This is a genomic window from Pseudomonas putida, assembly GCF_002025705.1.
Classification (GTDB): Bacteria; Pseudomonadota; Gammaproteobacteria; order Pseudomonadales; family Pseudomonadaceae; genus Aquipseudomonas; species Aquipseudomonas putida_J.
In genome coordinates, this window is record NZ_CP018846.1 from 624,606 (window position 1) to 637,252 (window position 12,647).

General features: G+C 61.4%; 11 protein-coding genes. 6 read left to right on the top strand and 5 right to left on the bottom strand.

Annotated features, from left to right (window positions below):
- Positions 1 to 7: 7 nt before the first annotated feature.
- The 3 genes from BUQ73_RS02925 to yaaA all read right to left on the bottom strand — a co-directional run bounded on the left by BUQ73_RS02925 (position 8) and on the right by yaaA (position 4,529).
- The gene (locus tag BUQ73_RS02925; protein WP_079226606.1) at positions 8 to 1,489 is read right to left on the bottom strand and encodes a glycosyltransferase family 2 protein; all 1,482 of its coding nucleotides are present in this window, start codon (positions 1,487 to 1,489) and stop codon (positions 8 to 10) included.
- A gap of 79 nt (positions 1,490 to 1,568) precedes the next feature.
- Entirely contained in the window at positions 1,569 to 2,885 is a 1,317-nt protein-coding gene (locus BUQ73_RS02930; protein WP_079226607.1) for a nucleotide sugar dehydrogenase, read from the bottom strand.
- 864 nt (positions 2,886 to 3,749) lie between these two features.
- Positions 3,750 to 4,529, bottom strand: coding sequence for a peroxide stress protein YaaA (yaaA, locus tag BUQ73_RS02935; protein ID WP_079226608.1), 780 nt, complete (start codon positions 4,527 to 4,529; stop codon positions 3,750 to 3,752).
- Positions 4,530 to 4,666: 137 nt separating this feature from the next.
- Between yaaA and BUQ73_RS02940 the strand changes: the two genes are divergently transcribed.
- The 5 genes from BUQ73_RS02940 (at position 4,667) to moaE (ending at position 8,860) form a co-directional block, all read left to right on the top strand.
- Positions 4,667 to 5,794, top strand: coding sequence for a polysaccharide deacetylase family protein (locus BUQ73_RS02940; RefSeq protein WP_079226609.1), 1,128 nt, complete (start codon positions 4,667 to 4,669; stop codon positions 5,792 to 5,794).
- 283 nt (positions 5,795 to 6,077) lie between these two features.
- Positions 6,078 to 7,472 carry a PhoH family protein gene (locus BUQ73_RS02945; RefSeq protein WP_079226610.1) on the top strand — a complete coding sequence of 465 codons (1,395 nt, stop codon included), beginning with the start codon at positions 6,078 to 6,080 and terminating at the stop codon, positions 7,470 to 7,472.
- Between the two features lie 223 nt (positions 7,473 to 7,695).
- Positions 7,696 to 8,166: a cyclic pyranopterin monophosphate synthase MoaC gene (gene moaC / locus BUQ73_RS02950; protein ID WP_079226611.1), complete on the top strand. Its 471-nt coding sequence runs from the start codon at positions 7,696 to 7,698 to the stop codon at positions 8,164 to 8,166.
- Positions 8,166 to 8,411 (top strand): molybdopterin converting factor subunit 1, encoded by a 246-nt coding sequence (gene moaD, locus BUQ73_RS02955; RefSeq protein WP_079226612.1) that lies wholly within the window; start codon positions 8,166 to 8,168, stop codon positions 8,409 to 8,411. The genes moaC and moaD overlap by 1 nt, the downstream gene beginning before the upstream one ends.
- Positions 8,412 to 8,413: 2 nt before the next feature.
- On the top strand, positions 8,414 to 8,860 hold the full coding sequence (gene moaE, locus BUQ73_RS02960) for a molybdopterin synthase catalytic subunit MoaE (protein WP_079226613.1): 447 nt from the start codon (positions 8,414 to 8,416) through the stop codon (positions 8,858 to 8,860).
- A 174-nt stretch (positions 8,861 to 9,034) separates the two neighbouring features.
- Here the strand turns inward: moaE and rhlB are convergent, their stop codons facing one another.
- Together rhlB and BUQ73_RS02970 are read right to left on the bottom strand one after the other, a co-directional pair.
- Positions 9,035 to 10,510, bottom strand: a complete 1,476-nt coding sequence (gene rhlB, locus BUQ73_RS02965; protein ID WP_079226614.1) for an ATP-dependent RNA helicase RhlB — start codon at positions 10,508 to 10,510, stop codon at positions 9,035 to 9,037.
- A gap of 101 nt (positions 10,511 to 10,611) precedes the next feature.
- Positions 10,612 to 11,268, bottom strand: a complete 657-nt coding sequence (locus BUQ73_RS02970; protein WP_079226615.1) for an alpha/beta hydrolase — start codon at positions 11,266 to 11,268, stop codon at positions 10,612 to 10,614.
- Positions 11,269 to 11,599: 331 nt separating this feature from the next.
- On the opposite strand from BUQ73_RS02970, the gene BUQ73_RS02975 reads away from it, so the two are divergent.
- Positions 11,600 to 12,628 (top strand): amino acid ABC transporter substrate-binding protein, encoded by a 1,029-nt coding sequence (locus BUQ73_RS02975; RefSeq protein ID WP_027918032.1) that lies wholly within the window; start codon positions 11,600 to 11,602, stop codon positions 12,626 to 12,628.
- Positions 12,629 to 12,647 lie beyond the last annotated feature (19 nt).

Below are 12,647 nucleotides of genomic sequence, written 5' to 3' on the forward strand. Positions count from 1 at the left end.
GTTGGGCTCACACGACCATGAACAGCACAGCGACGAAGATGCTGGCAGCCGAGAAGGTCATGGTCCGCGAGGACCAGGTGTTGAACCATTGTTGAAAACTGGCGAGGTCACGCTTGAGGGCAGTCGGCTGGCGGGTCCAGGACTGCTTGTCGAGGCGGAAGAACACGTAGATCTTCATCAGCGCGCCGACGATCTGGTTGTAATAGAGAATCAGCGGGTAGGCCGGGCCTACGTTGTGGCCGGAGCACAGCAGCATGATGGTGAGGATCAGGCGGGTGATGCCGATCCACAGCAGGTACACCAGCAGGTAGGCCATGCCGAACTTGAGGCTGGCGATCACCGCCACGGTCAGGCCGAGCAGGCTGGTCCACATCGACACGCGCTGGTCGAACAGCACGATGCTGGTGAACAGGCCCAGGCGGCGCAGGCCAAGGCCCAGGGCGCGGGAGTTCTGCCGCAGGTTGTTGCCGTACCAGCGGTACATCAGCTTGCGGCTGGCCTTGAGGAAGCTTTTTTCCGGCGGGTGCTCGACCGTGTTGATCGCCGCATCCGGTACGTAGAAGGTGTCGTAGCCAAGGCGCATCAGGCTGAACCAGCTGGACTTGTCGTCACCGGTGAGAAACTTGAAGCGGCCCAGGCGCCAGTGCATCAGCGAGTCGCTTTCGACGTCGGCGATGAACTCGGGGTTGGTCACCACGCTTGCGCGGAACATCGACATGCGCCCGGTCATGGTCAGCACGCGCTTGGACAGGGCCATCGAGCACATGTTGATGTGGCGCTGGGCGAAGCGCAGCTTGTGCCACTCGCTCATGATGTAGCCGCCGCGCACTTCGCAGAATTCGTTGGTGGTCAGGCCGCCGACGTTGGGGAACAGCTTGAACCACGGCACGGTCTTGCGCACCACGCCTTCGCCGAGCACGGTGTCGCCGTCGATCACCGCGACCACGGCGTTTTCGTCCGGCAGCATTCGCGAGATGGCGCGGAAGCCATAGGCCAGGCCGTCACGCTTGCCGGTACCGGCGATGCGCACGATGTCCAGGGTGACGTGTGCGGGCGGGTTGTACTTGGCCCACAGGCTCTTCACCAGCAGTTCATCGGACATCTCCACCAGCGAGCAGACCACGGTGGTGGGGTAGCCGCATTCGATCGCTTCGCGGATCACCGAGCTGTACACCTGGGCGGTGGTCAGCGCTTCGATGCGGAAGCTGGTGACCATCAGGTACACGTGCGACGGCGCGGTGGAGTCGCCCATCTTCTGTACCTTGCGGCGCAGGTAGGGGTAGACGCCGTAGAGGAAGATCATGCCGCGGATGAAATGGGTGGCGCCCATGGAATAGCGCCAGATGCCGACTGCGCCGACCAGGAAGATGAAGTGCTTCGACTGCGAGTCGAAGATATCGGCTGGCAGGGCCAGGGCGATCAGCATGAGCAGGCTCATGTAGAGCAGCCACCCGGCGCACTGCAACAGCACTGTCTGGAGCCTTTGCATGTTCAGCATCCGTCGAGAATTCGGGAAAGGGTGGGCAGCGGGGGCTCTTGCGCGAGCACTCCGCTGCCCGGCCGGGCACTTACCAGCAGATGCCTTCGGTGCGGCTGGTGGTGCAGGTCGGTTTGCTCATGAAGCCGACCAGGTCGATCACCTGCTTGCCTGCCGGCGCTTGCTCGGCAAGGGCGCGGAACTGCTCGTCACGGTTGCCCAGGACGATGATGTCGGCGTTGGCGATGACCTTCTGGAAGTCGGCGTTGAGCAACGACGAGACGTGCGGGATCTTCGACTCGATGTACTCTTTGTTCGCCCCGTGGACGCGGGCGTACTCGACGTTCTCGTCGTAGATGTCCAGCTGGTAGCCCTTGCCGATCAGGCGCTCGGCCAGTTCTACCAGCGGGCTTTCGCGCAGGTCATCGGTGCCGGCCTTGAAGCTCAGGCCGAGCAGGGCGACCTTGCGCTTGTCGTGGGCTTCGATCAGCTCGAAGGCGTTCTGCACCTGCGACTCGTTGCTGCGCATGAGCGAATCGAGCAGCGGTGCACGCACGTCAAGGGAGGCGGCGCGGTAGGTGAGGGCCCGCACGTCCTTGGGCAGGCACGAACCACCGAAGGCGAAGCCTGGGCGCATGTAGTACTGCGACAGGTTCAGCACCTTGTCCTGGCAGACCACGTCCATCACGTCACGGCCATCGACACCGACGGCTTTGGCGATGTTGCCGATCTCGTTGGCGAAGGTAACCTTGGTGGCGTGCCACACGTTGCAGGTGTACTTGATCATCTCGGCCACTTCGATCGGCTTGCGGATGACCGGCGCATCGAGTTCTTCGTACAGGGCTTGCAGTACATCACCGCTGGCCTTGTCCAGTTCACCGATGACGGTCATCGGCGGCTGGTCGTAGTCCTTGATCGCGGTGCTTTCACGCAGGAACTCCGGGTTCACTGCCACGCCGAAGTCGACGCCGGCCTTCTTGCCCGAGCAATCTTCCAGAATCGGGATCACCACGTTCTTCACGGTGCCCGGCAGCACGGTGCTGCGAACCACGATGGTGTGGCGGCGTTCGCTATCGCGCAGGACGTAGCCGATCTCGCGGCAAACCGACTCGATGTATTCCAGGCCCAGGTCGCCGTTTTTCTTGCTCGGGGTGCCGACGCAGATCATCGATACATCGCTGGCACGGATGGCCTCGGCGAAGTCGGTGGTGCCACGCAGGCGGCCATTGGCGATGCCTTGCTGCAGCAGTGCTTCCAGGCCAGGTTCGACAATGGGCGACTTGCCCTGATTGATCAGGTCGATCTTGGTCTTGGACACGTCCACACCAATCACGTCATGGCCTCGCGCCGTCAGGCAGCCTGCACAGACCGCACCCACATAACCCAAACCAAAGATGCTGATACGCATCGCTATCACCTCGTGTGTTTATCACGCCAGCTCCTCCGGGAAGAGCCGGACTGGGTTGATTAACAACAGTTTTCGGGCGCACGGGTCCATGGCGAAAGCTCACTTCGCCGAGCGCAGGCATGAATAAATCCGTCGCGCACAAAGTTGTGCACTAAAACTTGGCAGTCATAAGCCAGTATTTAAATGGCGTGCCCTGTCATGCAGCCGTCTTTATTGCAAGGCGCTACTTGGCGCTTTGCTGTGCTTGTTCTTTCAAGTGGAAAAATCCTTTGAAATCAACCACTAGGACGATTTGTAAGGGCGCGTCAGTCCTCCATGAATCGGGTTCTAAAACGAGCCCGTTGCACCTTCCTAAGTTAACAAGGTGGTAGTAGATACCTGCTGCTTGTCATCTGTAAGTCATCTCTCACAACCCGAGGGCATGAAATTCGTTACGGCAGTATGAGCGGTTGCTCGCAGGAGAAGTTCCGGGGTGGGTTTCGCATCCATGAAAGATTTCTAAATAATTTTTCAGTGGCAAATACTTTCAATTTGATAGCACGTCGCAGTTTCACCCCCGGTTATAAAGGACGGGACTGGAACGCGGTGTTGTTATGCCAGCATGCAAAAATATTTTTCAAAATTCGTCAAAAAAGTACGAACGGTCTTATGGCGTTTCGCGATAAGGGTATGGGTGATGGTTTTTTGGCGTCGAAATAATGACTTGATGGCAATTTGAAGCCTGCCCCGTTGCAGGGCGGAAGGGATGTATCAGGGCCAAGGGCCTCTTCGCGGGTAAACCCGCTCCTACAGGTAACGCACAGTCCCTGAAGCGGGTGCCGAACCAGTGGGAGCGGGTGCACCCGCGAAAGGGGCAGGGCAGGGCTACTCGGCAGGGTGGTCGCGCAGGAACACCAGGTGATCCGGCTTGGACTGCTCGGCACTGTAGTAGTAACCCTGCACATCGAACTGCTTGAGCTGCTCCGGGTCGTTGACCCGTTCCTGGATCACGAAGCGGCTCATCATGCCGCGGGCTTTCTTGGCGTAGAAGCTGATGATCTTGTACTGGCCGTTTTTCAGGTCCTTGAAGTCGACGTTGATCACCCGGGCTTTCAGGGCGCTGCGTTTCACTGCGCTGAAGTACTCGTTGCTGGCCAGGTTCAGCAGCAGGTCGTCACCCTGGTCGGCCAGCGCCTGGTTCAGCCATTCACTGATGCGCGTGCCCCAGAAGGCATACAGGTCCTTGCCGCGGGCGTTGGCCAGCTTGGTGCCCATCTCCAGGCGGTAGGGCTGCATCAGGTCGAGCGGGCGCAGCAGGCCGTACAGGCCGGATAGCATACGCAGGTGCTGTTGGGCGTAGCTGAAGTCATCCTCGCCGAGGGTTTCGGCGTCCAGGCCGGTGTACACGTCACCTTTGAACGCCAGCAGCGCCTGCTTGGCGTTGGCCGGGGTGAAGTCCGGTGTCCAGCTGCCGAAGCGCGCGGCATTGAGGCCGGCGAGCTTGTCGGACAGGTGCATCAGCTCGCTGATCTGCGCTGGCGACAGTTCGCGCAACTGCAGGATCAGTTCCTGGGAATCGTCCAGGTATTGCGGCAGGGTGAAGCGCTCGGTCACCGGCGCGGTGTCGTAGTCGAGGGTCTTGGCGGGGGAAATCACCGTCAGCATCGGGTCGGCTCCTGGAATCGTTGCGGTGAATTCTACGGATAGCTGCCGGTAACGCCAAACTATGGCGACAATAGTCACAGACCATCGCCGAAGCAGGCGCTATAGTGCGCGTTTTGGCCGTCACGGAGAGTCCGATCGTGCGCATTGCCGGGGCCTTGCTGGCCACCTTGTTGAGCTTGGCCGCCCAGGCCGCCCCCATGCCCCCGGCCAGCCTGGACCGCAGCCTGTGGCCTGAGCAGCTGGACAGCCCGGTGCTGTTCGACGTCGCCTCACGGGCCGAGATCCTGTCTTTTGCCCAGGTGCTGCATGAAAGCGAGCTGCTCGATGATGGCGCGCTGGCGGCTCGGTTGGGTTTGCGACAGATAAACCTGCAGAAGATCCGCGCCGTGCGCGCACAGATGTGGCAGCGTTTGTGGCAGGGTTACCAGCAGGCTCAGCGCAGTTGCGAGCAGGATGCGTCGTTCTGCTATCTGCTTGAGTCAATGGCTGACTTGCGCACCAAAGCAGCGACATTCGCCACTGATGTCGGCACGTTCTACACAGGTTGGGTTGAGCCCAGTCATCAGTTCCATGTTCGTTATCTGGATGAGCAACTGCGCAAGGCAGCGTTGCTGCCGCAGACCAGCAGCGAGGTCGAACGGCTGTCCAGCCGCGAGCGCAATGGCGATGAACTGAACGACCGCATGTTCCTGCTGACCTTTGTCGGTGGGCCGGCGCCCGACGGCGGTAGCACCGATGCGCTCACCGAATACCTGCGCAAGCAGAAACTGCCAGGCACCTTCTTTGTATTGGGCAATCGCCTGCAGCAACGGCGCGATACCGGCGCGGCCAATGCGCTGAACCACCTCTACGCCGGCCAATGCGTGGGCATCCAGGGTTGGGAGTACCGCTCGCACGCCCAGTGGCAGGGCTGGCAGGACTCGATCAGGCGCGCCCAGGTCCGGGTCCAGGCCGACCTGCCGGCGCAATACGTGCCGCTGTTCCGCCCGCCCTACGGCCAGCGCCGTGCCGACGGCGAAGCGTTCATGGCCAGCCAGCAGTTGCGGGTATCGCTATGGGATATCGATGCTCAGGATGATGGCCCGCTGACTGCCGAAGCGTCGGCCCAGCGTGTGATGACCTTGATGCTGCTGTGGCGCAAAGGGGTGATCCAGTTCCATGACAGCCTGCCCAAGGCCCAGCCGGCGGTCGAGTGGCTGCTGCACAGCACGGCGCAAAGCGGCATCGGCTGGGAGGACTGCCGTGATTACGCTTATCGCGAATAGAGGGTATGACTTCTGACTGTAGACCCGTGCGGCCTTGCCGCCAAGCGCTCTTCGTCAATCGGAAAAATAAACTTCAAAATCTCGTAAAAATGCTTTTTTTGGTCATCGTTTTTGCGGTATGAAGAAACCAGACAGCCGATTCCTGCAGCACAGGTGGCGTCATCCAGGCCCACCTTGCCAGGTACGCTTCCCGCCCGTAGCAACGCGGATACGGGGAGAACGGCGGTCACTCTGCGGCGCACTACAGAGCGTGCCGTGTGGCTTCGACATAAGGTGACCGAGTATGGATGACCAAGGACGCAACCCTTCCTCCAGCAAGCCAATCCTCTATGTGCTCGATACCAACGTCCTGATTCACGACCCCAATGCATTGCTCAACTTCGAGGAGCACCACGTCGCCATACCGATGACGGTGCTGGAGGAACTCGACAAGCTCAAGACCGGTAAACAGACCATCGCCGCCGAATGTCGCCAGGCCATCCGCCTGATCGACCAGACCCTTGGTGACGCTTCGCCCAGCGATGTCGAGCAGGGCGTGCCGATCCAGCGTGGCAAGAGCGGGCCCAAGGGTTATCTGTCGATCCTGATGAGCCCGCGCAACGAACCCAGCAAGTTGCTGCCGGAAAACCTCAACGACAATATCATCATCAACACCCTGCTCGACGTACGCAGCCGGCGCACCGACCTGGACGTGGTGCTGGTCACCAAAGACATCAACATGCGCCTGAAGGCGCGCGCCTGCGGGATCGCGGCCGAAGACTACAGCACTGACCAGTTGGTCGATGACGTGTCCTTGCTGTCCAAGGGCTATCATTCGGTCACCGGTTCGTTCTGGGACCGCGTCAGCAAGGTCGATACCCGTCAGGAACGTGGCCGCACCTGGCATCGGGTGCAGATGATCGACAACCTGCCAGCGGTGCACATCAACGAGTTCATCATTGACGAGCAAGGTTTTGTCGGCTGGGTAAAAGGCATCCGTAACGACGAACTGCTATTGCTCGACCTGCACCAGGAGCCATTGCTGCACCAGGAGGCCTGGGGCCTGAAGCCGCGGGACATTCATCAGAGCCTGGCGCTGTTCGCCTTGCTCGACCCGGATATCCACCTGGTCAACCTGACCGGCGCTGCCGGCTCCGGCAAGACCATCCTGGCCCTGGCTGCGGCCATCGAGCAGACCATGGTCAGCAAGCGCTACCGGCGCATCATCGCCACCCGCAGCGTGCAGGGGCTGGACCAGGAAATCGGCTTCCTGCCGGGCACCGAGGCGGAGAAGATGGAGCCTTGGCTGGGCGCCATCACCGACAACCTCGAAGCCTTGCACATGGACGACGAAAGCACCCATGGCAGCGTCGAGTACATCCTCGAACGCGTGCCGCTGCAGTTCAAGTCGCTGAACTACATCCGTGGGCGCAGCTTCCAGCAGAGCCTGATCCTGATCGACGAGTGCCAGAACCTCACGCCGCACCAGATGAAAACCATCATCACCCGGGCCGGCTCGGGTTCCAAGGTGGTGTGCCTGGGCAACCTGGCGCAGATCGACACGCCTTACCTGTCCGCGACCAGCTCGGGCCTGACCTACCTGACCGAGCGCTTCAAGGACTTCCCCCATGGTGTGCACATCACCCTGCAGGGTGTGCCACGCTCGGTGCTGGCCGAGTACGCCGAGTCTCACCTGTAACCGGGTGCAGCCGGGGTGTGGGAGCGGCCTTGCGTCGCGAAGGGGCTGCGCAGCAGCCCCAGCAATCTGCGCATCACTGCTGAGATCCTGGGGCCGCTTTGCGGCCCTTTCGCGACGCAAGGCCGCTCCCACAAATGGAGCAGGTATCCACGTCGGATACATTCCTCTGCTCAAACCTGACCCACAGGTTTACACTCTCTGTTCCCTTCACAGGAGCAGAGCAGTGCTGACACATCTTGATTCCCAGGGTCGCGCCAACATGGTCGACGTCACTGAAAAGGCCGTGACCGAGCGCGAGGCCGTGGCCGAGGCGCGGGTGCGCATGTTGCCGCAGACCTTGCAGATGATCGTCGATGGCGAACATCCCAAGGGCGATGTGTTTGCCGTGGCGCGCATTGCCGGCATTCAGGCGGCGAAGAAGACCAGTGACCTGATCCCGCTGTGCCACCCGCTGATGCTGACCAGCGTCAAGGTCGAACTGAATGCTGAAGGCCAGGACGCGGTGCGCATTGTCGCGCGCTGCAAGCTGGCCGGGCAGACCGGTGTCGAGATGGAAGCGCTGACCGCCGCCAGCGTCGCGGCGCTGACGATCTACGACATGTGCAAGGCCGTGGACAAGGGCATGGTCATCGAGCAGGTGCGCCTGCTGGAAAAGGTCGGTGGCAAGAGCGGGCACTACAAGGTGGACGCATGATGAAGGTCAAGGTGATGTACTTCGCCCGTTACCGCGAGCTGCTGGGCGTCGATGCCGAGCGCCTGGAAGGCGAGTTCAAGGTGCTCGACGACGTGCGCCAGGCGTTGGTGGCCAAAGGCGGGCAGTATGCAGTGCTGGCCGAGCAAAACCTGATGTGCGCGCGCAACGAAGAGCTGTGCCGGCTCGACGAGCCGCTGGAAGAGGGTGATGACGTGGCGTTCTTCCCACCGGTGACCGGAGGCTGAACATGGCAGTGCGAGTGCAGCAAGGGGCGTTCGATCCGGGGGCCGAGGTCAATGCCATGCATGCGGCCAATGTCGGCGTCGGTGCCGTGGTCGGCTTCGTTGGTTATGTACGCGATTTCAATGACGGCCGGGAAGTGGCGGGGATGTTCCTCGAACATTACCCGGGCATGACCGAAAAGGCGCTGGCCAAGATCGTGGTCGAGGCCGAGCAGCGCTGGCCGTTGCTCAAGGTCGAAGTGCTGCACCGCATCGGTGCGCTAGAGCCAGGCGAGCCGATCGTGTTCGTTGGCGTGGCCAGTGCCCATCGGCAGGCGGCGTTCGATGCCTGCAACTTCATCATGGACTACCTGAAGACCCGGGCGCCGTTCTGGAAGAAGGAAAATACCCAGGAAGGACCGCGCTGGGTGGAAGGCAAGCAGAGTGACCAGGATGCCGCTGGGCGCTGGTAAGGCAGCCCGCAGATCGCCGTTGTAGGAGCGGCCTCGCCGGGGCGCCGGACCGGTCGGAAAGGGCCGCAAAGCGGCCCCGGGATTTCAGCATGAACGCAGAGATCGCTGGGGCCGCTTTGCGGCCTTTTCGCGACACGAGGCCGCTCCTACAGGGGCGAGACCGGCGCTGATAAATCAGTGATTCTTGCGCGGCACCGGCTTCAACAGCTCATCCGGCGGCATCTCGCACTTGATCTTGCGCCCCAGCAGCTCTTCGATCGCCGGCAGCTGGTAGGAATCATCCTCACCGGCAAAGCTGATCGACACACCGCTGGTGCCAGCACGGCCAGTACGGCCAATGCGGTGCACGTAATCGTCCGGGTCTTCCGGCAGGGTGAAGTTGATCACGTGGCTGATGCCGTCGATGTGAATCCCGCGCCCGGCCACGTCGGTGGCCACCAGCACAGTGATGCGCCCTTCACGGAAGCTTTCGAGGGTACGAATACGCTTGTGCTGCGGAACGTCACCCGACAACTGCGCGGCATTGATACCGTCGCGCACGAGTTTTTCCTCGATGCGCCGCACCTCGTCCTTGCGGTTGGCGAACACCATCACCCGTTCCCACTTGTTCTGGGTCACCAGGTTGTACAGCAGCTTGTACTTGTCGCTGCCGGCCACCGCATACACGTGTTGCTCGACCGTTTCGCTGGCGACGTTCTCCGGCTCGATCTCGACGATCGCCGGGTTGGTGGTCCACTGCTTGGCCAGGTTCATCACGTCTTCGGTGAAGGTGGCGGAGAACAGCAGGGTCTGGCGTTCGCTCTTCGGCGGGGTCTGGCGGATGATCTGCCGTACCTGGGGGATGAAGCCCATGTCGAGCATGCGGTCGGCTTCGTCCAGTACCATCACCTCGACCATGTCCAGGTGCACTTCGCCGCGCTGGTTGAAGTCCAGCAGACGGCCCGGTGTGGCCACCAGAATGTCGCAGTGACGGGCTTCCAGGGCCTTGAGCTGCTTGTCGAAGTCCATGCCACCGACGAAGCTCATCACGTTCAGGCCGGTGTACTTGGTCAGGGCAACGGCGTCCTTGGCGATCTGCACCACCAGCTCGCGGGTGGGGGCGATGATCAGTGCGCGTGGCTCGCCCATGTAGCGTTCTTTCGGCGGCGGCGTCTGCTGCAGCTGGGAAATGATCGAAATCAGGAATGCCGCAGTCTTGCCAGTACCGGTCTGGGCGCGACCGATCGCGTCCTGGCCAGCCAAGGTGTAACCCAGTACCTGCGCTTGGATCGGCGTGCAGTAAGGGAAGCCGAGGTCGTGGATGGCATGCATCAGCTCGTTGGAGAGCTTGAAGTCGTGGAAACGGGTCTTGCCTTCCTGCGGCTCGACCACGAAATCTTCCGGCTTCCACAGGCTCGCCTGGGGCTTGGGCTTGCGTTCACGACGTGGTTTGTCCTTGGCCGGCTTGTCGGCGGGCACTGGAGCATCGGTGGGGGCTTCTGCCATAGCGGCGGCCTTGGCGGCGGGCTTGGCGCGGGGCGCGGCCGGTTTGGGCTCGGGCCGGGCCTCTGCAGTGGGGGCGGGCGCCGTTGGCGTCACGCTGGCAGCAGGAGCGACGGCCTCTGGCGCGGCGTCTCCTTTGCCGAATATTTTCTTGAGTGCCTTGAGCACGATCGTCTCATCAACTGGTTAAGGAATGTACGCCGGGCAGTGTAATGCAAGATCTGAGTGCGGCGTAGCGGAAAACTCCCACAACTACAAATGGGGTTGGCTTATTGCAATTGCTTGCTCAGCCAGTCGTGGATATCGCTCAGTTCCTCGACCGCCACTTCGTGTTCCATCGGGTATTCGTGCCAGCGTGCGGCAACGCCCCAGGTATTGAGGTATTCGAACGCGGTACGGCCCATGGACGGGATCACCACCGGGTCGTGCACGCCATGCAGGCAAAGGGCCGGGGTGCGTTGCTGGCAAGCGCTCAGCTCATGGCTATCGGTGAAGGTCGGGGCGTAAGTGGACAGGGCAATCACGCCGCCCAGCGCCTCTTGCCACTTTATATAGGCAGTGTGCAGCACCACCGCGCCGCCCTGGGAGAAACCGGCGAGGATGATCCGCGACAGATTGATGCCCTTGGCCTGTTCGGCCTTGATCAGGCCAATGATCTGTTCAGCCGACTCTTCCAGCTGCGCTTCGTCGATGGCGCGGGCCGGGGTCATGGCCTTGATGTCGTACCAGCTGGGCATGGCATAGCCGCCATTGATGGTCACCGGGCGGGTCGGCGCCTGGGGCATGACGAAGCGAGTGCTGAGCAGGCGCTCTTGCATGAATTCGGCAACAGGTAGGAAGTCGTAACGGTCGGCACCCAAACCGTGCAACCAGATCACACAGGCGTCGGCGGTTTTCTGGGGTTCGAGAATCAGCGGGTTGGTCATGACTGCTCCGAAAGAGTGCGGGTGTTGTTATCGCGTGCGTGAAAAGAAGGCGCTGGAATTGATTGTCAGAAAAAGAATGTCGCAACGATACAACTTTCCCTACTTGACGATCGCTTAAACGCTACAGCCAACAAATCTGGTACGCGCTTTGCAATTCTTCATTCGATGCAAAGGGCAGGCCGTGACGGTAACACCCTTTGCACGCGAAGGCTGTCACAGAACAGCCCATTGCGCCAATTGACCCAATAACAAGCCAACAAGGGTCGGATGCGCCTCAAAAGGGTGCGGTGCAATTCCGGCTCGTACAACAAGAGCGATTTGGAGGTTGTGAATGAAGATGTTGAAAACCACCCTGGCAGTCCTGACCGCTGCCGCCGCGCTGGGCGCCGTGAGCACTGCCCAGGCCGGCGCCACCCTCGATGCGGTAAAGAAGAAGGGCTTCGTCCAGTGTGGCGTGAGCGACGGTCTTCCGGGCTTCTCGGTACCTGATGCGCAGGGCAAGATCGTCGGTATCGACGCCGATGTGTGCCGCGCCGTGGCCGCCGCCGTGTTCGGCGACGCGACCAAGGTCAAGTTCAGCCAGCTCAACGCCAAGGAACGCTTCACTGCGCTGCAATCGGGCGAAGTCGACGTGCTGTCGCGCAACACCACCTGGACCAGCTCGCGCGATGCCGGCATGGGCCTGGTGTTCGCTGGCGTCACCTACTATGACGGCGTTGGCTTCCTGGTCAACAAGAAGCTGGGCGTTTCCAGCGCCAAGGAGCTCGACGGCGCGACCATCTGCATCCAGGCCGGTACCACCACCGAACTGAACGTGTCGGACTTCTTCCGTGCCAATGGCCTGAAGTACACCCCGATCACCTTCGACACCTCTGACGAGAGCGCCAAGTCGCTTGAATCCGGCCGTTGCGACGTGCTGACCTCGGACAAGTCGCAGCTGTTCGCCCAGCGCTCCAAACTGGCCGCGCCGACCGACTACGTGGTACTGCCGGAAACCATCTCCAAGGAGCCGCTGGGCCCGGTGGTGCGTAAAGGCGACGAAGACTGGTTCAGCATCGTCAAGTGGACCCTGTTCGCCATGCTCAATGCCGAAGAGGCCGGCATCACCTCGAAGAACGTCGAGGCCGAGGCCAAGTCCACCAAGAACCCGGACGTTGCCCGCCTGCTGGGCGCGGATGGTGAGTACGGCAAGGACCTCAAGCTGCCCAAGGACTGGGTAGTGCAGATCGTCAAGCAGGTCGGCAACTACGGCGAAGTGTTCGAGAAGAACCTTGGCCAGAGCACCGACCTGAAGATCGACCGTGGCATGAACGCCCTGTGGAACAACGGCGGCATCCAGTACGCGCCACCTGTGCGCTGATGGCTGCACCCTGCGGCGG

Excerpts from the sequence above, each read along its gene's own strand:
- BUQ73_RS02925 (WP_079226606.1), bottom strand. The coding sequence starts at position 1,489 with ATGCAAAGGCTCCAGACAGTGCTGTTGCAGTGCGCCGGGTGGCTGCTC.
- BUQ73_RS02930 (WP_079226607.1), bottom strand. The coding sequence starts at position 2,885 with ATGCGTATCAGCATCTTTGGTTTGGGTTATGTGGGTGCGGTCTGTGCA.
- yaaA (WP_079226608.1), bottom strand. The coding sequence starts at position 4,529 with ATGCTGACGGTGATTTCCCCCGCCAAGACCCTCGACTACGACACCGCG.
- BUQ73_RS02945 (WP_079226610.1), top strand. The coding sequence starts at position 6,078 with ATGGATGACCAAGGACGCAACCCTTCCTCCAGCAAGCCAATCCTCTAT.
- moaD (WP_079226612.1), top strand. The coding sequence starts at position 8,166 with ATGAAGGTCAAGGTGATGTACTTCGCCCGTTACCGCGAGCTGCTGGGC.
- moaE (WP_079226613.1), top strand. The coding sequence starts at position 8,414 with ATGGCAGTGCGAGTGCAGCAAGGGGCGTTCGATCCGGGGGCCGAGGTC.
- BUQ73_RS02970 (WP_079226615.1), bottom strand. The coding sequence starts at position 11,268 with ATGACCAACCCGCTGATTCTCGAACCCCAGAAAACCGCCGACGCCTGT.
- BUQ73_RS02975 (WP_027918032.1), top strand. The coding sequence starts at position 11,600 with ATGAAGATGTTGAAAACCACCCTGGCAGTCCTGACCGCTGCCGCCGCG.